Source organism: Vibrio sp. 10N.286.51.B11, from assembly GCF_041469245.1.
GTDB lineage: Bacteria > Pseudomonadota > Gammaproteobacteria > Enterobacterales > Vibrionaceae > Vibrio > Vibrio crassostreae_C.
The window spans coordinates 42,046-64,187 of sequence record NZ_JBFRKI010000029.1 but is presented as its reverse complement, the minus strand read 5'-3'; the positions used below and the strand labels follow the sequence as shown (position 1 = coordinate 64,187).

Below are 22,142 nucleotides of genomic sequence, written 5' to 3'. Positions count from 1 at the left end.
CTATGGGTCAGTTTGTGGCTGACCCAAATTAAGAGAAGTGACCGAGTTATTTGATGTCTTGAACGTTCATAACCAGAGTTTCCCAGTTACGTTGGTTTTCCATATCGTGCTCTAGGCCTTGCTCATCGGCAATTTGGAAGCGCTTAACCGCAGGTGTTTTGCTGGTGGCTTGATACAACCAGTAGGCCTCTGCTTTGAGTGCTTCGTCGATCGGTTTATCGATAGATTCGTACACCGCTTGCTTACATGCATTGATCGATTCGGCAGGGAATTGAGCGATTCGTTTGGCAAGAGTATCGACGTATTCGCCAATTTCATCCGGTTCTAGTGCCTTGTTGATGGTGCCGTATGCTTCGGCTTCGTCAGCATCAAAGTCTCGTGCACTCAAGACGATTTCGAGTGCGCGACCTAAGCCGACTTGGCGTGCCATACGTGATGCGCCGCCACCACAAGGAAGAATGCCCATGCCAACTTCCATTTGCATGAATTTGTATTTACCACGAGCCGCGAATCGCATGTCACATGCCAGTGCAAATTCGTGGCCTCCACCTCGAGCGAAGCCTTCAAGCTTGGCAATGGTGGCCTGTGGCAGTTTGCTGATTCTTTCGAGCACCACTTGTAGGTCGAGCAACTTCGCTTCTTCACGAGAAACGGCTTCTGTCGACATGTCTTTTAATAGATTGGTGTCGTAGTGACAGACCCAAACTTCAGGGTTTGCTGACTGAAATACCACGACTTTGATGTCACGATCGCGCTCTAGTCTCATTGCTAAACCATTGAGGTCGGCAAGCATCTCTTGCCCTTGAACATTCACAGTACCGAAGTCAAAAGTGACGGTAAGAATCCCATCCTCGGCTTGAGCTTTAAACGTTGTATAACCTTGATATGCCATTTCCATATTCCTTCTGAGAGATTTCATTTCAGCCTATTCAGTGTGAATGCGACCTAAATTCAGGCTAGCGAGGAATGTTCGAGCCAACAATTAACCATTAAACGAAACACTATTAACGAATTATTAAGAGTGTTGGCGAGTTTTGTAATTTCAATTTATTCAATGCCTTAGTTGTGTATTTTAACGTTGAAGGTATCTTGCTGATTCGATTGTCAACGAAATCTAAAAACTCATTCCTTGTTTGGTGCTCTTATCCTTTTCATTTAGCTTCGTATACTGCTCAACTAGGTAATTAGCCCCAAAGTACAGACAAGAGTAAACCGACCTATGCAGATGAGATCCGCGACTTTGAAAACCATTATTGAGAAAACACTGCCACTGACGCTGGGTGTGTTTGCGATCATGATGGTGCAATTGGTCGATTCGATCTTTATCGGTCAGCTAGGGGTGAATGAGTTGGCGGTTCACGGTATCACCTTGCCATTCCAAGCGGCGTTTACCGGTGTTCAAGTGGGCATCGGTGTCGCGGCAACGTCCATTATTTCTCAAGCGGTAGGGGCAAAAGAGCAACGTAAATCTACTTCAATTGCGACGTTGTCGGTCGGGTTTGGTGTCTTGGTGATTGCTTTGATCTGCATAGGGCTGATTGTTTTTAGCGATACTGTTTTTGCGTCGTTTGTGAATGATGTCTCCGAAGCTCAATACCAATCCATGCTGTCGATTTTTAATGTGTACTGGCCGCTGTGGCTGTTTAGTGCATTGATGGTGGCGGTGCTTTATCTGGCCACCTGCGTTTATCGTGCCAATGGCGATACTAAAACAACCGGCAGCATGTTCTTGGCTGCCAGTGTGATTAACTTAATTCTCGACCCTATTTTGATCTTTGGATTGGATATGGGCATTGCAGGGGCGGCGATCGCATCGAGCATTGGCTACGCATTAGGCGCAATCTACATGCTAATCAAGTCTCGCGGTAAAGGTTGGTTTGGCTTCAATGGCGCGTGCAGCACCCAAATCAAAGGCTACAGTTTTGAGTTATTCAAGACGGTAATGCCAACTACTGCGAATCAGATATTACCTGCGGTCAGCGCATTCTTCTCAATGCTTTTGATTGCGAGAATCGGAACTGATGAGATGGCTTTTTGGAGCTTACTCGCTCGTGTTGAAAGTTTTATGCTGGTGTTTTCTCTTGCTCTGACGATGTCCATACCACCTATGATTGGGCGTTACCTAGGGGCGCAGCAGCGATGCAAAATCCCTGAGCTATTGAATACAACTGCGAAGTTCTTATTGGTTTTCCACACTGCGATGGCAGCATTGTTGGCGCTGTTTAGTGGCTGGATTATTCCTGTGATCTCGGAAGAACAAAGCATACGCAGCTGGTTTGAAGTGACCTTGTTATTTATACCGTTCAGCTATGGGCCGCTTGGGCTTTGCATGTTGGTTGCGTCGGTGTTTAATGCCTTGGGTGTGCCGCGTAAAGCTTTGAATGTCTCTTTCCTACGCTTGTTTGTTTTCTACATTCCAGCGTTATGGCTCGGCTCTATAACCGGAGACATGATCAATGCGGTTATTGCTGCGACCGTCGCCAATGTTTTAGCAGGCGCTTTTGCATGGTTTAAGCTTAATGCCTATATTAAAACTCACATTATTCCCCGTGCCGCTGCGGCCAATAAGCAGCGTGTACTCAGCGCAGGCTAGCCATTATTGATGAACATTGAACATCTAAAATTGTTTGTGCGACTCGCGTCTACGCACAATATAAGTCAAGCAGGACAAGAGCTTGGGTTGTCACCTCCGGTAGCCAGTATTCATATCGGAAAGCTCGAAGAGAGCCTAGGTGCTCGTCTTGTGCATCGCACCACGCGGAAGGTCTCCCTGACTGAAGAAGGCATGGCATTTCTTCCTCATGCCAAGCAAATCCTTTTGAGTGTCGAAGCGGGTGTGGCCTCTGTCGGAACCGGTAATGAATTACCAAAAGGGGTGTTGCGAATATCTGCACCTTCTTCGTTTGGTCGCATGCATGTTATGCCTGCTCTGAAAGGGTTTTTGGCTAAGTATCCAGATCTGTCGGTGGACATTTCACTCAGTGATTCAATCGTCGATCTGGTCGATGGTGGCTTTGATGTGGCGATTCGTAATGCGGAGCTACAAAACTCAAGCCTGATCGCTCGTAAGCTCTCTACTGATAAACGTATTTTGTGTGCATCGCCAGAATATTTGGCGGGTCATGGTCATCCGAGAACACCAGAAGACCTCAAGCAACATCAATGCATCAATCAAACCGGCTTAGAAGGTTGGACGTTCGATACGCCAGAAGGCGATGTCACCATCAAGAAAAAAGGTGCTATCCGTGTTGATCACGGTGAAGCGGTAAGGGATGTGTGTGTCGATGGGCTGGGCATTGCCATGTGCGCGAGTTGGATAGCATACAAGCAGCTCGCGGAAGGTTCGCTGGTTGAGGTGTTGCCGGATTACCCTTTAAAGGATGAGGCGGCTATCTGGGCGGTATACCCGAGTGCTCAGTTACTTGCACCAAAGGTGCGCGTATTTATCGATTACTTTGTTCAATATTATGGTTCACCTTCTTATTGGGATTGCGACGTAAACGGGCAAACTCAATAGCGATTCAGAAGCATATATTGAGAACAAATAAGAAAGCCCCAACCAAAAGGGAGGGGCTTGTTTTTATGTTCTTTATAGAACGTTTTTCTAGCTAACTGCTGTTGTTTTTATTTAGTGTATCCGGCGTTTAATGAGCGTGTACCGCTGAATCTTGGTATAGCTCTGCGTCAACTTCTTCGCCTTTACTTGGGCGCGGTACAATCTCAAAAGAGGTGTCAGCTTCTGTCAGTGAAGACAGCAGTTTGTTAAGTGATGTCTTATCACCTTTCACGCCTGCTTGTCCGTCTTCTAACAGTTTTCCAAGGCTTGTTTTCTTAAGCACGATGTCAGACACGTCAGACTTATTGATGATCAGTGTCGTATCCGCATCTTGCAGCTCTGATACTTGGATGTTGTTCAGGTTGCCGTTAGACATCTCAACGTAGTAGAACTCTTTTACATCAGGCAACTGAATATTCAATGTAAATGGTGTTTCTTGTGCTTTTAGCGAATCCACTTTTACGGCTAAGTAATCGAGTAGGTTTTCAATCGTCATGTTCGCTAACACATCCGGAGATGCAGTCTTTGGTGCGCCCGGTTGTGTGCCAATGCGAAGCTCTTGAGCGCCGGTTAGGTAGATGTTTCTCCAACCTGCACCTTCTGATTGATAACCCAATTGCTCGTAAGTATCTGCCAATAAGCCACGTGCAACTTTGTTCTCTGGCTCAGCTTGAATCACCTTATTCAGTGCTGTTGCAACGAAGCGGTATTCACCTTCTTGGAAGTCTTGTTGTGCTTTCTCAATCACAGCATCGCTGCCGCCCATGTACTCAACAAACTTCACTGATTCTGGCTCGATTGGTAATGGGTTTAGGTTAGCTGGGTTCATGTCGAAGTAACCAAGATACATGTTGTACACCGCGCGAGCGTTGTGAGAGTAAGTACCGTGGTAACCGTTGGTGTGCCAAGACTGTTGAATGCTGTCTGGCATTACCTTGTAAATCTCGTCACCGATGTCTTGCAGAACCACGCCGTTATTGGCTAAGCGAAGCGTTTGGTTATGAGTAAAACCGTAAGCGTCACGCTGCATTTTTAGGTAATCAGAGATCTCTTGTTCGCCCCAGGTTGGCGATGAGTGAGACGCAAACAACACCTCTGTTTCTTCACCCCAAGTGATTAACATCTCGTTGATCTTCTTAGACCATTTCAAGCCGTCACGTACTTTAGCGCCACGCAGCGTGTACAGGTTGTGCATGCCTTGGTAGGTCAGTTCGCCAGTCCAAAGTGCTTTCATGCTTGGAATATATGTCACCATTTCAGAGGCCGCTTCGGTACCTGAAGCATCCATGAATTGCATTTCTAGGCCGTCGATAACCAGAGTTTCAATCTCTTCGTTATGGTTCAGCTCGTAGTCTGGCAGTACGTAAGTAATGCTACCGGTTGATAGGCCTTTCGACAGTGCAGCATCAACAATACCGTGCTCGTGTCGGTTCAGGGTTGCACCATACTGATAAGCGGTACGACGAGACATTGCATTACCCGCCAATACGTTTTCGTCGACGATCTCTTTAGTAATGTTTTTCGAACCGTACACTTTTACATCTGGGTATGCGTCTTTGATTGCTCTTGCGCCACCAAAGTGATCAGCGTGCGAGTGAGAGTAAATCATAGCAACGACGGGCAGTTCGCCGCCATCAGGCACATTGCTCTTGAAGAATTTGAGTGATTTAGCGGCCGCTTCTTTGGTAAGAAGAACGTCGTAAGCGATCCAACCGTTGTCACTACGAATGAAAGAGATAGACGCTAAGTCAGCACCTCGAACTTGGTAAACTTTACCCGGAACAACTTCATATAAGCCTTCTGCTGCTTGGTTCAATACCGCTTGGCGCCACAGTGAAGGGTTTACTGAATCTGGTGCTTGGTCTGCATTCGTCACACTTGGGTCGATAAAGTTAAAGCTATTGCGAATGATGTCGCCCGTCTCTTGGTCGAAGCTAGCAATAAGACCCTTGTTGTTATTGTCGAAAGCGCGAGTGTCGGCAAAGTTAAGTGTTTTTGCGAACTCTTGGTTTGCCTTAGTCGTCATCTCGGTTGCGCTTTTGCCACCTTGGTCGCCAATTTCGCTGAAGTGTGCGTGGTCATGGTTAGCTGCAACTGCAGGGAATGCGAGCGAGATAGCTAGGAACAGTGATGCATTTTTGAACGTGCGTGAAGTCGTCATAAGAGCCTCTTCATTTCAGAATTTTGTTTCGTTGAGGCGATTATAGGAATAAGACATATAGCAAAAAATAAAGTAAGCTTTATTTAATACATCACGATTGGCTATGTATTGAGTCATGCAATGGTTGGGGAACGAAGGCGAATCCTGACCTATGATTGATTAAGACCACATTGACAGGGAGAGTAACGGTGAGCGACGTGGAAAAGTTGGATTTAAATCTATTGAGCGTGTTCTTAGAAGTGTATCGATTAAAGTCGATCACGCTTGCATCAGAATCGCTTGGTATGACTCAGCCTGGGGTTAGCGGGGCATTGAAGCGATTGCAATCTCAGCTTGATACCGACCTGTTTATTCGTGAAGGGCGTGGGATTATTCCGACTAACGCTGCGGTGCAATTGGCAGACCGAGTAGAGCCTGCTCTAGAAGGGATAAGCAGCGCAGTAAGCACTTTAAAGACATTTGATAATCAGCAGCATCATGTGTTTCGTATCCTGGTGAATGAGATTGGATTAACCAAGCTTCAACCTCTCGTCGAGCAAGATGAGACGTTGGGCAATATCTCGATTGAATTCAATATGGTGCCGAACAACGAAGAAGAATTATTGCAAGGCTTGAGCATGCAACAAGCTGATTTAGCGATTGATATCCATTACCCGCAAGTTAACGGCTACATGAAGCAGCCGATGATTGAAGATGAGTTGGTGCTGATAGCTCGAAAGGGGCATCCGAGAATCAATGGCTCTGTGACGCAAGAGCAATATTACAACGAAAAGCATGTTACTTTTAGAATGCGTCGAACCCGTTTATACACGGCAGATTATTTTACCAAGTCGCCACTGAAACAGAGAAAAGTGAGTGCCGAGTGTGACTCGCTGATGACCATGTGTGTGCTGGTATCGGGCTCAGATTGTGTCGGCAGTACATCGCGTGATTTTGCCAATCAATTTTCCGAATCCTTCCAGCTTCAAGTCCTTGATCAGCCGTTTGAAATCTTACCTATGCAGCAATACATGATTTGGCATAAAAGAACCGATTTGAACCCTGCTCATCAGTGGCTGAGAAACAAGATTCAGCAATATATGGCTGATTAACGAGCCGCTCTTGCTGCTCGTTTCTGTTTGGCGCTCTCTATCATCTTAGAAGGCGTCATTCCTGTCACCCACATGGTGCCGGTGATAACCAGAATTGAACCAACAATCGTATTGATGCCAATTGCTTCATCTAAGAATAAGTTACCCCATAGAATACCAAATACCGGAATGATGAAGGTCACGGACAGGGCTGAAGGTGCGCCGAGTTCAGAGACGAGATTGAAGTAAAGTAGATACGCTAACCCAGTACATACCGCGCCTAATAAGACAACCGATGTAGTGATCGTAACGTCGGGTGTTTCTCTCATCGGAATAAAGAATACAAACGGCAAAACCAGCAATACCGCAGTCCACATGCTGCCATGAGCATTGTTGAATGCCTCAACTTTAGGGGCTTGTTTGGTATAGTTTGACGCTATTCCGTAGCTAAAGGCCGCCATCACTGCTGCAAAGATAGGAAGCATAGCCTCACGGCCAATGTTCATCGCATCCCAACCGACTAACACGCCAACTCCTGTTACCCCAATCCCAAGTCCCAATAGAACTTTCGCCTCGAGTGCTGTTTTGGTCCATATTGCACCAATGATTGCCGCCCATATTGGCGCGGTAGAGTTCAAGATGGCGAGTGTCGAGGCGTTAAGTGTCTGCGCGGCATAAGCGAAAAGCAAAAAAGGAAGTGTGGTGTTAAACAGGCCGAGAATGAAGAAGTGTTTTGCGTGATCATGAAAAGAGAGCTTCTTTTTTAAATAGAAAGAAACTAAAAGCAGAGTAAGTGCTGCAAACAGAACTCGCGCTTCAATTAAGACTGCGGGCCCTAATGGATTGGCGGCCATTCTCATGAAAAGAAACGAGCCTCCCCATATAGCCGCAAGTAGTATCAGTTTTAAAAAGCTCACAGTTTGAATCTCAGATTGTGTAAAACCTGACTATGGAGGAAAGATAACTATTACACAAACATAGATGCCAATACTGTGCAGTTATGGACATAAAATCGAGCCCGTTAATCAGGAACAATTTCGATGAATTTCGTTCTGTTTATTGTTCCTTATTTGATGAGTAATCTAGTGTTAGACATCAAACTTAGGCAAACAAAATGAAGATTGAACACATCGCAATTTGGACCAAACAACTCGAAGTACTGAAGCGATTTTATGAAGATTATTTCGGCGCGACATTGAACTCAAAATATCACAACCCAACTAAAGGGTTTTCTTCATACTTCCTCTCGTTTGATACGGGAAGTCGTTTAGAGATTATGGAAATGGACTCTGTCCCTGAATCGAAAGACGACATCTATGACCAGTTCACAGGCTTCATTCACATGGCGATATCATTAGGTTCGGAACAGGCGGTCGATCAACTGACTCAACACTTGGTCGAAGACGGCTATGAGCGCTTAGATGGCCCAAGAAGAACAGGCGATGGCTATTATGAGAGCTGTGTACTCGATCCGGATGGTAATCGTTTGGAACTTACCGTTTAATGTAGAGACTTAATTGAGTTACTCATCTACTAACGGAACTGAGGTATGACAATGATGAAGCTTGCTGTGACTTTCCTTTTTAGTCTTGGGCTTATGGGATGTGCTACCTCAGAACCGGTGTATGAGCAGGAGGCGGACTCAAAGCTTGAACCATCACAACCCATAGGTTACCTCGGTTTTAAAGCTCACCAAGAGTGGGCGATTCAATTCAATGATTGCACGGTCTACGATTTAATCGGTGCACAACCTTACCAGTGGTTTGATCGCACTTCAGCCTCTGTGAGCTGTTATACGTTTAAGCCAAACGATGCCATCGAGCCTTTATCTGTCTATGCCGACGCAAACTTCGACAGCAATAAGCTAGCCCCGATTAACCTATTTCAAGAGCTGCAGGTATCAGAGTCTGGCTGGGGCAAGTTTCCTGCCGTCTATGAGACCAACGGTACCAATTGGCTGAAAGTCAAAGAGGGTTGGATTCACCTCACACTAGCCGATCAGACACTCGTTCAGTTCTACCCTGGCACTCAAGACCAATCTGGCAAATCACTGCATGATCAGTATTTTGAACAGCATTGATCGTAATGCTGACTGTTGATTAGTCTTTAGATCGATCAAAAAAGATCTTTTAACTGTTGCTGAAACCGGTTTCAATCTGTATCTTTGCTTTTATTGAAATCGATTTCAGAGTTGTAATTGCAGCTCAAATTCTGATCTTTTTCACGAATAACTTGTAGTGAGTAATGGTATGAACAACGAATTTTCGAACGATTTTTTATGGGGCGGTGCAGTAGCAGCGCATCAACTAGAAGGCGGCTGGGATGCGAATGGTAAAGGTGTCAGTGTTGTTGATGTATTAACAGCGGGCGCTCATGGTGTACAACGTCGAATCACCGATGGCGTGATTGATGGCGAAAACTATCCTAACCAAGTCGCAGTGGATTTCTACCATCGCTACAAAGAAGACATTAAGTTATTCGCTGAGATGGGCTTTAAGTGTTTCCGTACCAGTATCGCGTGGACGCGTATCTTCCCAAATGGCGATGAAGCTGAACCGTGTGAAGCGGGATTAGCGTTTTACGATGATCTGTTTGACGAGCTGTTGAAATACGACATTCAGCCTGTGGTAACACTGAGCCACTTTGAAATGCCTTACCATCTAGCTAACGAATATGGTGGCTGGATGAACCGAAAAGTGATCGACTTCTTCGTTAAGTATTCAACTTCAGTGATGGAGCGATACCAACACAAAGTGAAATACTGGATGACGTTTAACGAGATCAACAACCAGATGAATACCTCAGCGGATATTTTCGGTTGGTTGTGCTCTGGTGTGAAGTTTCCACAATGCGAAAAGCCGCAAGAAGCTATGTATCAAGCGGTTCACCACCAGTTTGTTGCCAGTGCGTTGGTGGTTAAGAAAGGTCACGAGATTAACCCAGATCTTCAAATCGGCGCAATGTGTGCGATGGTGCCTTTCTACCCTCGTTCTTCAAAGCCAGAAGATATCATGGTGGTACAGCAAGCGATGCGTGATCGTTACTTCTTCTCAGATGTGATGGTTCGTGGTCATTACCCAAATTACGCTAAGCGTGACTGGGCGATCAAAGGCTTCAACATTGAGATGCAGCCAGAAGATGAGCAGATCCTAAAAGAAGGTAAGGCCGATTACTTAGGCTTTAGCTACTACATGTCGAATACCTTGGATTCTTCTTCGCATCAGTCGACTGAAGAAGCGATGGACGGCGGTCACGAAAACTCGGTCGATAACCCGTTCATCCAGTCTAGCGATTGGGGCTGGCCAATTGATCCAACGGGTTTGCGTTTCTGTTTAGCGTCTCTGTATGAACGTTATGAAGTGCCATTGTTCATCGTTGAGAACGGTTTTGGCGCGGTTGATACCATTGAAGAAGATGGCAGCATTAATGACGATTACCGCATTGCTTACCTTGGCGACCACATCAAAGAGATGAAAAAAGCCGTTTCGATTGATGGTGTTGATTTGATGGGCTATACCCCTTGGGGCTGTATCGATTTAGTTTCGTTCACCACGGGCGAGATGAAAAAACGCTACGGATTCATTTACGTAGATAAGCACAACGATCAATCTGGCTCACTAGAACGCAAGCGCAAGAAGTCTTTCGAATGGTATAAAGGTGTGATTGCATCTAACGGTGCCACTATTTAGAATGCATTCCCCAGCGCAGTTATGTGAACTGTGAGCTGTCATTTTGCAATGAATTAGTCGGCCTATGTCGGCTAATTTTTTATAAAGGAAAAAAAGCGAATGGTAACCATGCTTGATGTCGCAAACCGCGCAGGCGTATCTAAATCGACCGTTTCTCGTGTCTTAAATGGCAAGAACATCGTGCGCCCAGATGTGGTGAAAAAGGTATTTGATGCGATTCAAGAAACAGGTTATCGACCGAACTTGTTGGCTCAGCAATTGGCGACCAAGAAGACCAACTTCATCGGCTTTGTTATCACCAATGAGTTGTTCAATGGCCCTTACTTCTCTTCCTTGATGTATCACGCGGCTTCTTATAGCGAAAAGTCGAATCACCAACTGGTGATCACCGATGGCAAACACAGCGCTGAAGACGAAATAAAGGCGATCAACTTCCTGCTGGATATGAAGTGCGCGGGCATCATCCTCTATCCGCAATGCTTAACCGAATGTGAGATTGCAAAGATCATCGACAGCACCGACACTCCGATTCTGGTACTCAACCGTGAAATGCCGTCGAAGCCCAATCATGCTATTACCACCGACCATTATCAGAGTGCTTGTTTGATGGTTGAACACATCATCGAGCAAGGCCATACAGACATTGCAGTGATTCGTGGTAAAGCCGGTTCTTCGACCGATGAGCTGCGTTACCAAGCCTATCAAGATGTGTTAACTAAACATGGTGTTGCATTGGATGAGTCCAACGTTGTTCAAGGTGATTGGACGATGGAGAGCGGTTATCACGCGGCTCAGGCTTTGGCAAAAAGCAGAACCACATTCACTGCTATCTTGTCTGAAAACGATGATATGGCGATTGGTGCGATTAAGGCGTTAACCGAACTTGGGTACTCATTGCCTCAAGATGTTTCGATCGTCGGCTTTGATAACAGCAAAGTGGGGGCGTTTTTAACGCCAAGCTTAACGTCTGTGAGTGTGCCATTAGAGCAAATGACGCAAAAGGCGATCCTGCAAATTGTCGGTGAAACAGAGCAAGCGACCACCATCAATACCACTGGTAGTTTGGTGTTACGTGATTCGATAGCGAAGCTAAATTAGCACTGTTCGAATTTCATATTTTACCTACAAAAAGTGACGAGCTGCGCATCTCTTAAACCAAGCTCAAACACTCCTTATTCACTGTTATTTAGATGTGCGATATTGCGTTTTTGGTCGATGAATTGACCACCATTAGTTAAGTAATGTGAAGCTAGATAAGTAATATGAAAATAGCTAATTGATGTGAGAACAGGTAAGTAACGTGAAAACAGAAAAACAAAAAATGCTAGCAGGTGAACCTTATCAGGCTTGGGATAAAGAGCTTTATGCAGCTCGTATCGAATGTCGCAAGGTGCTTCAAAAACTCAATAACAGTATTCCTGACACACCCGAATGGGAAGCAGCAACGCAAGAGCTGATTCCGGGCTGTGAAAATGCACATTTAGAACCTCCATTTCGTTGTGACTACGGCTCGAACATCAAGCTAGGCAAGAACTTCTACGCTAACTTTAACTGCGTGATTTTGGATGTGGCTGAAGTGACTATTGGCGATAATGTGCTGCTTGGTCCGAACGTTCAAATCCTGACTGCAGGTCACCCACTCGATGTGAAAGGCCGTGTAGAAGAAGGCGTTGAGTTTGGCACACCGATTAATGTTGGCAACAATGTTTGGCTTGGCGGTGGTGTAATTATCTGCCCCGGTGTCACCATTGGCGAAAACAGCGTGATTGGCGCGGGCAGTGTCGTAACCAAAGACATCCCAGCCAATGTGGTTGCAGTCGGTAATCCATGTAAAGTGCTGAAAGCGATCGATAACGAGTAATAATCAGATTGAATTGATAAAGCCCGAACCTAGGTTCGGGCTTTGTTTTTTCTATTCTTGCTAGATGCTAGATGCTAGATGCTAGATGCTAGATGCTAGATGGAACAGCTTGTTGTGCTTGCTTCTTATCTAACGCACCACTGAATCGAGTCAGAACAAGAGCGATCAGAACGATCACAGCACCTACCCAAGGGGTGTTCATTAATCCAGATTTCGCGACAATCAAACCACCGCCCCATGAGCCCAATGCAATACCGACGTTGAAGGCGGCAATGTTCAACCCAGAAGCGACATCGACTGCGTCTGGTGTGTATTTCTCAGCCAGTTTCACAACATACACTTGTAGCCCCGGAACGTTACCGAATGCGAATGCACCCCAAACCAAAATGGTAGCAACAGCTGCGTAAGGGTTTACTGCGGTAAAGTTGAATACCACCAGTACTGCGGCTAAACCAGAGAAGATAACGGTCAACGCTTTAATCGGGCCCATCTTGTCGGCCATTTTTCCGCCCCAGATGTTACCTACCGCCACTGACACACCGTAAACCAACATGATGAGACTGATAGAGCTCGAATCAAACCCTGATACATTTTCCAGTATTGGAGCAAGGAACGTAAACGCTGTGAACGTACCGCCATAACCTAGTGCTGTGATAGCGTAAACCAACAGTAAGCGTGGTTGAGTTAGAACCTTTAGTTGTGCCGAAATCTTCGCCGCAGGTGGTTGCTTAAGGTTGCTTGGAACCAAGATAGCACTACCGATAAGAGCAATAAGGCCAAGCAGAGCAACGATCAAGAAGGTCGCTTGCCATCCAAAGGTTTGGCCGATATAAGTGCCCAGTGGTACTCCAGTTACCAATGCAACCGTTAAACCCGTAAACATGATCGCAATGGCACTGGCTGCTTTATCTTTTGAAACCAAACCTGTCGCGATGGTCGATCCGATCGAGAAGAACACACCATGGGCAAGGCCAGTCAAAATTCGTGCGGCGATCAGCGTGTTATAGCCTGGAGCTTGCCACGCCAATAAGTTACCAATGACAAACAATGCCATCACGGTTAGCAATACCGCTTTACGATTCCACTTTCCGGTTAATGCCGTTAATACTGGTGCGCCAATAGCAACGCCAAGCGCGTATAAACTGACTAATAGGCCTGCCGATGGCAGAGATACATTCAAGTCGCTCGCCATGGTAGGAATCAAGCCTACGATGACAAATTCTGTGGTTCCGATGGCAAAGGCGCTGAGCGTCAATGCAAGTAATGCTAATGGCATAATCATCTCTCTTACTGTTCTTTGTTAAATACCGAGCGCGATAAAATGGGGCAGCTTGTGACTGCAATAGGAGCGCTTCGTTTGATGGCGAGGATTATCTAGCAATATATATTTGTGATAAATGACGCTATTAACAAATAACCTTTGTGTTATTTGCAATAATTGGAGAGTTAACCGATCATTGGATTAAGCTGATGAGATCGAAAAGACACAGATGATTTGAGCTGTGATGAGCACAAGCGAGATGACATTAAACAAAATGAAGATAGCGAAGGAGCCTTATGTTAACCCGTTCAGATGATTTAGAAATGGTACTCACCGTTGTCGATGCTGGTGGTTTTTCTGCGGCGGCAGAGGCGCTGGATGTGCAGGTCGCCAAGGTATCTCGTTCGGTGAGTAAGGTTGAGTCGCAACTCGGCGTCTCAATATTCAACCGAACAACGAGACGCGTGGAATTGACGGAGGAAGGGCGGCAGTTTGTCGATTCAGTCAGGGTGGGATTACAGATGATTCAGAGCGCGGAAGAAGAAATCGTGTCGCGCGGAGAGTTGCCAAAAGGTCGTTTAAGAGTCGATGCCGCCAGTCCATTCGTATTCCATCAGCTAGTGCCGTTGGTGCAGTCATTCAAAGAGGCTTACCCAGACATTGAGTTGGAACTCACTTCCAACGAAGGCTTCGTTGATCTTCTCGAAAAGAGAACTGATGTTGCGATTCGAATCGGTAAGCTGTCCGATTCAACACTGCACGCTCGACCGTTAGGTAAAAGCTTACTCCATATTGTGGCGTCACCTGGTTATCTCGCTAAGCGTGGGCTGCCCACCAAACCTGAAGATTTGAGTTCGCATCAAATTGTGGGGTTTGCGGGTAACAAAGTGCTTAACCATTGGCTTTTACCAAACCAAAGTGATGTCGCGCCTACTGTGACAGCCAGTAATGGTGAAACCGTGCGTCAACTAGTCTTAGCTGGAAATGGGATTGCTTGTTTATCGGGGTTTATGGTGCAGGAAGATATGGCTGCGGGTCGCCTAATCCCTATTCTGGAACAAGACAAACTTGCCAACACAGACCGAGAGCGAGTGAATGCGGTTTACTACAAGTCGTCATCGGTCTCTAAACGTATCTCGGCGTTTATCGACTTTATTCAGCCCCGTTTGAAGCTCTAACTAAGGCAGCTGACGATATCCGCATAAATGAAAAAGCCCCGCTGACGTGCAGCGGGGCTTCCAAATCGAACTCGATAGCTTGTCAGTGTGCTTTCTAGTAACAGACTACAGAAACTGTACTTAAGCGAACTTAGTCATCTCGTTAAGTGTAAATGACGTAACACTGCCTTCGGTTGCTGCCATGTATTCAGCAAGGTGAGTATTACCCATGTGTGTTTGCCAAAGTTCACGTGATGTCCAGTTTTCGTAGAAAGTGAAATGTGCTGGGTTTTCATTGTCTTGGTGAAGGTCGTAGTTGATGCAGCCTTCTTCAGCGCGAGTAATATCAATCAGTTTTAGCAGCTCTGCTTTAACCAATTCAATTTTGTCTTCGTTAGCGACGATGTTTGCGACGATAGTTAGTTGAGTCATGTTCGTACCTATATTATTTTTCACCGAAATGGTGATTTGTCTGTGTTTACAGTGCCACTCTTTGTTCATTGAGCTGCAGTCTGTGTCGATGGATAAATAATAGTGGGAATATTTGAAACGATAAACAGTGCTACATTTGAATTATTGTCAAAAAATAATTGATAATAACTTGGGTATTATGTGCTACTAGGCGTAGGTGAGGAGTATTTAGAAGCCGCCCGCCCACGCATCAAAATCGTCAATGTTGTCGAGCTCTTCTTTAGTTCTTGAGGCTGGGTAATAAGGCAGAGCCAATCTTTGAGTGGAAGGTTGCAGTTCCCAATCGGGTGTAATCTTGAGTCGGGTTAATTCATCGTTGAGGCGCACAGACATATAGTAGCCATCGGCATGGGTATTGGCGTAACTCGCGATTGTGGCGATATCTCCAGAAGGTAATTTTACGTCTCGACCCAGTGGATAGAGCTGGTGCAATGCGAAACTCACTTTGGGATCTTCAAGTTTGCCTTGCTTAAAGCGTTCTAATCCGATGGCGGTTGAAGTGGTGCGCGGCTTCCACCCTGTGAGGAACAATCCACTCAAGTTATCTTGGAACGGCTTACCCTTTCGATTGCCTTCATTGGTAATGAATTGAACCGTCAATGTATCTCCCGATTCTTGCAGAATATCTAAAAACTGTTCACCAGTGCGATCGACCAAAAGCTTCATAATATCCAGTTACCATCAAGAATGAGAGACAATAAAGGGTACTACTATAGGGAAGGCTTGTGTAGGGACGATAAACGTTATGTAGTGTGAACAATGTTTTCGGTGTTGATCCTTACATGTCCCTTAGATGAACAACAGCTTTAGCGCTTACGTAAGTAATGCGTTTGCACGATCTCATATAAGTAAGTCGACACGCCTGTTAGTGTGAAATCAAGCGGTGAAACTAGATCTCCAAACAATGGTGAAGCATCACCCAGACCGAACAGACTCACCATCGAAATGGTAGAAAACCCGCTAAGTTTATATTGCCTGACACTCACTCAACTTAGGTGATTTGTAGGTCAATTTACTGATCTTCAAATTTATACTGGATAATTACCTATAAATTTCAGGATTTAGCAGTAATAATCAATGAATAGATCGGAATAGCTTGTTCATTGAAAAGCTGTACGGAAAGTTTCTAAAGACGCATCGTGAAAAGGAAGTCAGATACATGCCTGTGCTCCAACGCATCAGTTTAACGTTAATCTTAATCGCCGTTTTAGGTGGGTGTTCTTCACTTCCTGAAGGCATCGATCATCCAACAGAACCGCCAACCTCTCCTGCACCTAGTTCTTTATCGGTTCTAACCAATGAATTTCAGCCTGAAGCTTTAGAGCAAGGCACCACCGCGGTTCGTCTGCAAGAGTCTGGTTGGGATGCTTTGGCACAGCGATTAGCACTGGTCGAAAGTGCCGAGCACACCATCGACATTCAATACTACATCTGGAACTCTGACGAATCGGGCAGCTACTTAGCTAGCCGCTTGCTAGCCGCGGCCGAGCGCGGTGTGAAGGTTCGCGTAATGCTGGATGATATCAACCTCAACGAACGTGAAGGGTTGCTGTCGGCACTGGATGCACACCCGAACGTCGAGATTCGTATCTTCAACCCAACACCAACACGCCGCGGTTTTAGTAAATGGCTGAGCTTTGTCGGTGACTTTTCTCGATTAAATCGCCGTATGCACAATAAGTCGTTTACCGTCGATGGTACTTTGTCTGTGGTGGGTGGACGTAATATTGGTGATGAATACTTCGATCTTTCTGATGAAATCAATTTTCGAGACCGCGATGTATTAGTCATGGGCTCGGTAGTTAACACCATCCAAACCAGTTTTGTTGAATACTGGAACAGCCGTTGGTCTTACCCTGTCGATATGCTGGGTGATGACGAACAACCTGATCTCTCGAAGATAGATAATATTGTCGTTCCGCATTATCAAAATTATCCTGAATTACCATTAGATCGCAAGGCTGCTGATAGCTTACTGAAAGAGGTGATTGGTGAGATGACTTGGGTGAATGCACGTTTTGTTTATGATCAACCCGTCCCTGATGACTCCGATAATACTGATGAACCAAAAGCGACCGCGATTCTTCTAGGTAAGTTAGCGAGCGAATCGAAACAAGAGATCTTATTGGAATCGGCTTACCTTGTATTCGATGATGGTCAGCTTGAAGAGTGGCAGGTATTGAATAACAAGGGCGTTGAGATAAAAGCGCTAACGAACTCTATGGCGTCTAATGATCTGGTGACCAATCACTCCGCTTATGCGGGCAGACGTTACGATATGTTGGAGCATGGTATCGACCTGTTTGAGCTAAAACCAGAATCTAAGCTTTGTGAAGCATCGACTCAAGACGTGTCTAAATGTGCGCCTGAGACGGCCTATGGCTTGCACGCTAAATCAGTCGTATTCGACCGCAGCATCGCGAGCATCGGCTCATTTAACTTCAACTTGCGTTCTACCTACTTGAACACGGAATCGGTTTTGATCATCGAGAATAAAGAGATTGCTGAAACATTAGCAGAAACCATTGAGCAAGCAATGAGCGAAGAAAACAGCTGGCGATTAGAGCTTGAAGACGGTGATGTGTATTGGTATTCAGGCGACCAACGTTGGGACAGCGAACCTGACACTGGTCAATGGGAACGAATGCAGTCAGGCTTTTTGCAATTGCTACCGATTGAGAAATATCTGTAAGCTAGCCGCCTCCGGATAAATAAAAATGTCAGCGTATATTACGCTGACATTTTTGTTTGTACTGCTGTTTGTTGCTAGCTCTAATCGCTTAACGGCTTAACGGCTTAACGGCTTAACGGCTTAACGGCTTAACGCTTGGTCAGCTGCTTGCTGTTTAAGTAAGGCAGGATATGTGGGCGAGATTCACCAGAGAGTTTCTGTGTGATCTGCTGTGACCAACTGCTCTGCTTTTGGTTGCTTGAACGGCTTGCGTAGTAGCTTTGCATTGAATCATCGTAGCTGGCAATTTCATCTAGGCTCAGCGGTTGGTATTGGTTTTCGTGCATCACCACATGAGCAGGAAGGCGAGGCTTAACCTCTGGTTGCTGTGCCGGGTGACCTAAGCACATCCCAAACAACACGGCGGTATGTTGTGGTAGTTCTAACAGTTCATCGACTTGTTGTGCGCTGTTACGCAGCCCGCCAATGTACACGCCACCTAAACCTAGAGACTCAGCTGCCAGCATGCAGTTTTGCGCCATGATGCCAGAATCTACCGCGCCAATCAGGGTCAGTTCAGTAAAGTCGGTTTTCACTTCAGGGTTAATTTGAGCGTGGCGTTGATAGTCGATACAGAACACTAAAAACTCAGCCGCATTCTCAACGTAAGCTTGGTTACCTGCGTATTCTGCTAGCAGTTTACGCTTCTCTGTGTCTGTCACTCTCACGATAGAAACAGCCTGCAGTAAGCTCGATGATGAAGCCGCGAGACCAGCCTGAATAATCACATCAAGTTGTGCTTTTTCAATCGGTTGATTTGTATATTGACGAATGGAGCGGTGCCCCAGAATAGTTTCAATCGTGCTGTTCATAACTCTCAGACAGTCCTTGTGGTGATGACGTAGAGAATCACAATAACGACAATTACCATGAGCGTAAAGGGCATTAGAGCCTTTCTGGTTGACATATTTCAGCAGCGTCAGCCCAGTTTTTGAGATTCTATTTATAATCGATTAATGCCAGCTGCTATGCCGCTGGCATTTTATTATTGAGTGAAATTTGCTTCGAAATAGGCACTAAATGCTCAGAACTGTCGGATAAAATAGGGCATACTGGACGCAATATATAGACCAAAGAAAGTAACCACGCGCATGAATCCAATCTGCCTCAACGACCCTTTTTCTCTTCCTAATGGCCAAGTGATCAAAAATCGCCTGTTCAAATCGGCAATGAGTGAACAGCTAGGTGATAAACATCATAACCCTAAGCAAGGTTTAGTCACGCTTTACCAGCGTTGGGCTCAAGGAGGAATTGGCCTATCCATGACGGGCAACGTGATGGTCGATAGAGGTGCGCTTGGTGAACCTAAAAACGTTGTGTTGGATGAGCAAAGTGACTTAATCGTATTTCGTGAGTGGGCGAAGGCTGGAACGCAAAATGGTTCGCAGATATGGATGCAATTGAACCACCCAGGAAAGCAAATCCCTAAATTCTTATGTGATAGCCCCGTTGCTCCTTCGGCTATCTCTTTAGAGCGTGGATTAGAAAAAGGTTTCAATACGCCACGAGCTCTGACTGAGACGGAAATAATCGCAATCATTGATAAATTTGCGCTGAGTGCAAAGCTTGCAAAACAAGCAGGCTTTACTGGCGTGCAGATTCACGGTGCTCATGGTTATCTTGTAAGTCAGTTTTTGTCTTCTAGACACAATCAACGCCAAGACAAATGGGGTGGGTCACTCGAAAACAGACTTCGTTTCGTGCTTGAGGTTTATCGCGCGATTCGAAAAGAGGTCGGTGAAGATTTCCCTGTCGGAATTAAGCTCAACAGTGCTGACTTCATGAAAGGTGGCTTCACTGAAGAAGAGTCGATGCAGGTTGTACAAACTCTGAGTGATAACGGTATCGACCTGATTGAGATCTCTGGCGGCACCTATGAAAGTCCATCAATGATGGGTTCAAAGAGCAAAGCTGAATCAATCAAGTCCAGCACAGTAAAACGTGAAGCGTATTTTATGGATTACATGGTTAAGGCGAGAAAACTCGTGAGTACACCGCTGGTGGTCACGGGTGGTTTTCGAACCGCGCAAGCAATGAATGAAGCATTAAACACCTCGGCGACCGATTTTATTGGTATTGCGCGAACAATGGCGGTTGATCCTGATTTCCCTAACAAGTTAATTGAAAACCCTAGCCACGGCATGCCACTAACGGTGCCAACCACAGGAAAACCCGCATTAGACAAGGTGGCGATGGTCGGGCTGGTTTGGTATGAACATCAGATGTGGCGCATTGCTTCTGGCAAGAATGCCGACCCTAAACTTAGCGCATTAAGCGTGGTGGTAAAAACAATTCTCAGCGCTGGCTGGCACGCTTTCAAAAAGCGCAGAGCGTAAGCAGTCATGGATTGTTAAAGCAGAACTTTGAGGAATTGAAGTTCTGCTTTTTTGTTTGGTCAGCGAGTTTAGCCTGGTCATCGAGCGCAAATAGAAAGGTAAGACGTTATCGGGATTACAGGTTCTCTTAATGCGTATGCATCATGCTAGGCTCTGTTTTTTGACAGATATGAGGAATATACAGCTTAAGGTAAGACTCGGTCAGTCGGATTGCTTCGTTGGCAAGTTCTGGTGTGATGCAGCCATGTTGTCGATAAGATAACGAGTATATTTTATCTGCGACTTGCAATGAGATAGCGAAGACATTGATGGATTGTGGTAACTGAGGAACATCAAAAAACTGTCGATAAATCGTTTCTACTTCTTTACCAAGAATTAAGTCATTCTCGGTGTCTGCATGTCCTAGCTCAGTGAATGTATGACGACCTAGAATTAACTTTTTAGCAATCGGGTGATTGTTGTAATAATTAACATACGCTGTTTCAATCATGCGATTGATGTCAGTCCAATGATTAACATGCTCGTAATCTATACATTTACCGAGCAGAGAGTCGAAATCAGTAAAAACGTCATCTAATAGATTATGAAATAAGTTCTCTATGTTTGGATAGTGGTGATAAACCGTAGATGTTGCCATTCCACACTCTTTGGCAACATCGTACATTGAAATATCAGTAGCTTCACGGCGTTCCATTAGTTGCACAACAGCATCATGAATTCGAATTAACTTTTCTTCGGTTGTTACTTTGCGCATCTAATGATCCTCATTTTTATTTGGAACACAAAAAACATAAAGGGCTTTCAAGAAAATTTCCAATCGGAATATCGAAACTTAGACTTTATTACCCTTTATTTATATAAAGCATTATAACCCAATATTAAGCATTAATATGTGTCCCCGTTTTTCCTTCTATGATCTCTAATGCACTAGACAGGTCACCAATGTATCCATGCTGTTTTGTTTTTTCTACAAATTGACAACATGCGTCGACCTTCGGCCCCATAGAACCGGCTGGGAAAGTGTACTTTTTCATTTGTTCAACTGACACGTTCTCAAGCTTCTCTTCCTTTGGGGTTCCCCAATCTAAACAAACATGAGAGCCGTCAGTGAGGATCAGTAAATGTTCTGCGCCGATTTCTTCTGCGATAAGAGCAGCTGTCATGTCTTTGTCGATTACCGCTTCAAAACCCACATAAGCGCCATCTTTTTCGACGACTGGAGCGCCACCGCCACCGCCACAAATAATTAGGTGCTCTTTCTCTAGCAAGTCTTTGATGGCTTTTATTTCTAGCACTTCTTTTGGTGAAGGTGATGGCACCACGCGACGCCAGTGTGCACCGTCAGGTTTCACAACCCATTGGTTGGCTTCTGCGAGTTGTTTGGCTTGTTCTTCTGTATAGATAGGGCCAATAAATTTGGCTGGGTCGGCAATCGCAGGATCATTCTCGTCGATAACAATGCGAGTTAGAATCGTGGTCGTAAAGCGGTCTTTAATTGCAGCATTTAGCCCCTGCTGGATAAGGTAACCAATCATCCCTTGAGTCTCGGCACCAAGCACATCAAACGGATAAGGAGGGCAATCTTTATAAGCATTGTTCTGTAATGAGAGTAGGCCGACTTGAGGGCCATTTCCGTGCACAACCACTAAACGGTAGTCTTTGCTGAGTTCAGCCAAAGAGCTGGCGGTTTGCGCGATGCTCTTTTTTTGGTTTTCGCAACTCATTACTTCACCACGCTGTAGTAAAGCATTCCCACCGACAGCAACAACAATAATAGGCTTCGACATGTTTAACTCTCCAAATAATATTTTGCTCAGGGCAAATAAGTTAGTTTGAATTGTATTTAAAT

The 22,142-nt window shown here is 45.3% G+C and carries 20 protein-coding genes; 11 read left to right on the top strand and 9 right to left on the bottom strand.

Annotation, left to right across the window (positions count from 1 at the left end):
• Positions 1-46: 46 nt before the first annotated feature.
• Positions 47-892: an enoyl-CoA hydratase/isomerase family protein gene (locus AB4154_RS15305; protein WP_048609935.1), complete on the bottom strand. Its 846-nt coding sequence runs from the start codon at positions 890-892 to the stop codon at positions 47-49.
• Between the two features lie 327 nt (positions 893-1,219).
• On the opposite strand from AB4154_RS15305, the gene AB4154_RS15300 reads away from it, so the two are divergent.
• Together AB4154_RS15300 and AB4154_RS15295 are read left to right on the top strand one after the other, a co-directional pair.
• Positions 1,220-2,593, top strand: coding sequence for an MATE family efflux transporter (locus AB4154_RS15300; RefSeq protein ID WP_372123465.1), 1,374 nt, complete (start codon positions 1,220-1,222; stop codon positions 2,591-2,593).
• Between the two features lie 9 nt (positions 2,594-2,602).
• A complete protein-coding gene (locus AB4154_RS15295) occupies positions 2,603-3,517 on the top strand; it encodes a LysR family transcriptional regulator (RefSeq protein WP_372123464.1) in 915 nt (304 codons plus the stop codon).
• Between the two features lie 127 nt (positions 3,518-3,644).
• Here the strand turns inward: AB4154_RS15295 and AB4154_RS15290 are convergent, their stop codons facing one another.
• A complete protein-coding gene (locus tag AB4154_RS15290; RefSeq protein WP_372123461.1) occupies positions 3,645-5,717 on the bottom strand; it encodes an alkyl/aryl-sulfatase in 2,073 nt (690 codons plus the stop codon).
• 188 nt (positions 5,718-5,905) lie between these two features.
• Between AB4154_RS15290 and AB4154_RS15285 the strand changes: the two genes are divergently transcribed.
• Complete coding sequence (locus tag AB4154_RS15285) at positions 5,906-6,808, top strand: LysR family transcriptional regulator (protein WP_017059462.1); 903 nt, start codon at positions 5,906-5,908, stop codon at positions 6,806-6,808.
• Here AB4154_RS15285 and AB4154_RS15280 read toward each other — a convergent pair.
• Positions 6,805-7,704, bottom strand: coding sequence for a DMT family transporter (locus AB4154_RS15280; RefSeq protein ID WP_372123460.1), 900 nt, complete (start codon positions 7,702-7,704; stop codon positions 6,805-6,807). The two genes, AB4154_RS15285 and AB4154_RS15280, sit on opposite strands and share 4 nt — an antisense overlap.
• A gap of 197 nt (positions 7,705-7,901) precedes the next feature.
• On the opposite strand from AB4154_RS15280, the gene AB4154_RS15275 reads away from it, so the two are divergent.
• From AB4154_RS15275 to AB4154_RS15255, 5 genes are all read left to right on the top strand, one after another.
• The gene (locus AB4154_RS15275; protein WP_017064032.1) at positions 7,902-8,291 is read left to right on the top strand and encodes a VOC family protein; all 390 of its coding nucleotides are present in this window, start codon (positions 7,902-7,904) and stop codon (positions 8,289-8,291) included.
• Between the two features lie 51 nt (positions 8,292-8,342).
• Positions 8,343-8,867 (top strand): hypothetical protein, encoded by a 525-nt coding sequence (locus tag AB4154_RS15270; protein ID WP_029236398.1) that lies wholly within the window; start codon positions 8,343-8,345, stop codon positions 8,865-8,867.
• 169 nt (positions 8,868-9,036) lie between these two features.
• A complete protein-coding gene (locus tag AB4154_RS15265; RefSeq protein WP_372123458.1) occupies positions 9,037-10,476 on the top strand; it encodes a 6-phospho-beta-glucosidase in 1,440 nt (479 codons plus the stop codon).
• A gap of 99 nt (positions 10,477-10,575) precedes the next feature.
• Entirely contained in the window at positions 10,576-11,574 is a 999-nt protein-coding gene (locus AB4154_RS15260) for a LacI family DNA-binding transcriptional regulator (protein ID WP_017059467.1), read from the top strand.
• 202 nt (positions 11,575-11,776) lie between these two features.
• The gene (locus tag AB4154_RS15255; protein ID WP_017059468.1) at positions 11,777-12,337 is read left to right on the top strand and encodes a sugar O-acetyltransferase; all 561 of its coding nucleotides are present in this window, start codon (positions 11,777-11,779) and stop codon (positions 12,335-12,337) included.
• Between the two features lie 88 nt (positions 12,338-12,425).
• Here AB4154_RS15255 and AB4154_RS15250 read toward each other — a convergent pair whose 3' ends face one another.
• Positions 12,426-13,613, bottom strand: coding sequence for an MFS transporter (locus tag AB4154_RS15250; RefSeq protein WP_017062388.1), 1,188 nt, complete (start codon positions 13,611-13,613; stop codon positions 12,426-12,428).
• A gap of 281 nt (positions 13,614-13,894) precedes the next feature.
• On the opposite strand from AB4154_RS15250, the gene AB4154_RS15245 reads away from it, so the two are divergent.
• Positions 13,895-14,776 carry a LysR substrate-binding domain-containing protein gene (locus tag AB4154_RS15245; RefSeq protein WP_372123454.1) on the top strand — a complete coding sequence of 294 codons (882 nt, stop codon included), beginning with the start codon at positions 13,895-13,897 and terminating at the stop codon, positions 14,774-14,776.
• A gap of 120 nt (positions 14,777-14,896) precedes the next feature.
• Here AB4154_RS15245 and AB4154_RS15240 read toward each other — a convergent pair whose 3' ends face one another.
• Together AB4154_RS15240 and AB4154_RS15235 are read right to left on the bottom strand one after the other, a co-directional pair.
• Complete coding sequence (locus AB4154_RS15240; protein WP_372123452.1) at positions 14,897-15,187, bottom strand: putative quinol monooxygenase; 291 nt, start codon at positions 15,185-15,187, stop codon at positions 14,897-14,899.
• A gap of 207 nt (positions 15,188-15,394) precedes the next feature.
• Positions 15,395-15,892, bottom strand: a complete 498-nt coding sequence (locus AB4154_RS15235; RefSeq protein ID WP_372123451.1) for a hypothetical protein — start codon at positions 15,890-15,892, stop codon at positions 15,395-15,397.
• A gap of 493 nt (positions 15,893-16,385) precedes the next feature.
• Between AB4154_RS15235 and AB4154_RS15230 the strand changes: the two genes are divergently transcribed.
• Positions 16,386-17,918 carry a phospholipase D family protein gene (locus AB4154_RS15230; RefSeq protein WP_372123449.1) on the top strand — a complete coding sequence of 511 codons (1,533 nt, stop codon included), beginning with the start codon at positions 16,386-16,388 and terminating at the stop codon, positions 17,916-17,918.
• Between the two features lie 128 nt (positions 17,919-18,046).
• Here AB4154_RS15230 and nfsA read toward each other — a convergent pair whose 3' ends face one another.
• Positions 18,047-18,769 carry an oxygen-insensitive NADPH nitroreductase gene (gene nfsA / locus AB4154_RS15225; protein ID WP_017060948.1) on the bottom strand — a complete coding sequence of 241 codons (723 nt, stop codon included), beginning with the start codon at positions 18,767-18,769 and terminating at the stop codon, positions 18,047-18,049.
• Between the two features lie 279 nt (positions 18,770-19,048).
• Here nfsA and AB4154_RS15220 point away from each other — a divergent pair, with 279 nt between their 5' ends.
• Positions 19,049-20,293 (top strand): NADH:flavin oxidoreductase/NADH oxidase family protein, encoded by a 1,245-nt coding sequence (locus AB4154_RS15220; protein ID WP_372123447.1) that lies wholly within the window; start codon positions 19,049-19,051, stop codon positions 20,291-20,293.
• 127 nt (positions 20,294-20,420) lie between these two features.
• Here AB4154_RS15220 and AB4154_RS15215 read toward each other — a convergent pair whose 3' ends face one another.
• Both AB4154_RS15215 and arcC read right to left on the bottom strand, forming a co-directional pair.
• Complete coding sequence (locus tag AB4154_RS15215) at positions 20,421-21,047, bottom strand: TetR/AcrR family transcriptional regulator (protein WP_004732262.1); 627 nt, start codon at positions 21,045-21,047, stop codon at positions 20,421-20,423.
• A 124-nt stretch (positions 21,048-21,171) separates the two neighbouring features.
• On the bottom strand, positions 21,172-22,080 hold the full coding sequence (arcC, locus tag AB4154_RS15210) for a carbamate kinase (protein WP_004732260.1): 909 nt from the start codon (positions 22,078-22,080) through the stop codon (positions 21,172-21,174).
• Positions 22,081-22,142 lie beyond the last annotated feature (62 nt).

Excerpts from the sequence above, each read along its gene's own strand:
- AB4154_RS15305 (WP_048609935.1), bottom strand. The coding sequence starts at position 892 with ATGGCATATCAAGGTTATACAACGTTTAAAGCTCAAGCCGAGGATGGG.
- AB4154_RS15300 (WP_372123465.1), top strand. The coding sequence starts at position 1,220 with ATGCAGATGAGATCCGCGACTTTGAAAACCATTATTGAGAAAACACTG.
- AB4154_RS15295 (WP_372123464.1), top strand. The coding sequence starts at position 2,603 with ATGAACATTGAACATCTAAAATTGTTTGTGCGACTCGCGTCTACGCAC.
- AB4154_RS15290 (WP_372123461.1), bottom strand. The coding sequence starts at position 5,717 with ATGACGACTTCACGCACGTTCAAAAATGCATCACTGTTCCTAGCTATC.
- AB4154_RS15275 (WP_017064032.1), top strand. The coding sequence starts at position 7,902 with ATGAAGATTGAACACATCGCAATTTGGACCAAACAACTCGAAGTACTG.
- AB4154_RS15270 (WP_029236398.1), top strand. The coding sequence starts at position 8,343 with ATGATGAAGCTTGCTGTGACTTTCCTTTTTAGTCTTGGGCTTATGGGA.
- AB4154_RS15265 (WP_372123458.1), top strand. The coding sequence starts at position 9,037 with ATGAACAACGAATTTTCGAACGATTTTTTATGGGGCGGTGCAGTAGCA.
- AB4154_RS15260 (WP_017059467.1), top strand. The coding sequence starts at position 10,576 with ATGGTAACCATGCTTGATGTCGCAAACCGCGCAGGCGTATCTAAATCG.
- AB4154_RS15250 (WP_017062388.1), bottom strand. The coding sequence starts at position 13,613 with ATGCCATTAGCATTACTTGCATTGACGCTCAGCGCCTTTGCCATCGGA.
- AB4154_RS15245 (WP_372123454.1), top strand. The coding sequence starts at position 13,895 with ATGTTAACCCGTTCAGATGATTTAGAAATGGTACTCACCGTTGTCGAT.
- AB4154_RS15240 (WP_372123452.1), bottom strand. The coding sequence starts at position 15,187 with ATGACTCAACTAACTATCGTCGCAAACATCGTCGCTAACGAAGACAAA.
- AB4154_RS15235 (WP_372123451.1), bottom strand. The coding sequence starts at position 15,892 with ATGAAGCTTTTGGTCGATCGCACTGGTGAACAGTTTTTAGATATTCTG.
- AB4154_RS15230 (WP_372123449.1), top strand. The coding sequence starts at position 16,386 with ATGCCTGTGCTCCAACGCATCAGTTTAACGTTAATCTTAATCGCCGTT.
- nfsA (WP_017060948.1), bottom strand. The coding sequence starts at position 18,769 with ATGAACAGCACGATTGAAACTATTCTGGGGCACCGCTCCATTCGTCAA.
- AB4154_RS15220 (WP_372123447.1), top strand. The coding sequence starts at position 19,049 with ATGAATCCAATCTGCCTCAACGACCCTTTTTCTCTTCCTAATGGCCAA.
- AB4154_RS15215 (WP_004732262.1), bottom strand. The coding sequence starts at position 21,047 with ATGCGCAAAGTAACAACCGAAGAAAAGTTAATTCGAATTCATGATGCT.
- arcC (WP_004732260.1), bottom strand. The coding sequence starts at position 22,080 with ATGTCGAAGCCTATTATTGTTGTTGCTGTCGGTGGGAATGCTTTACTA.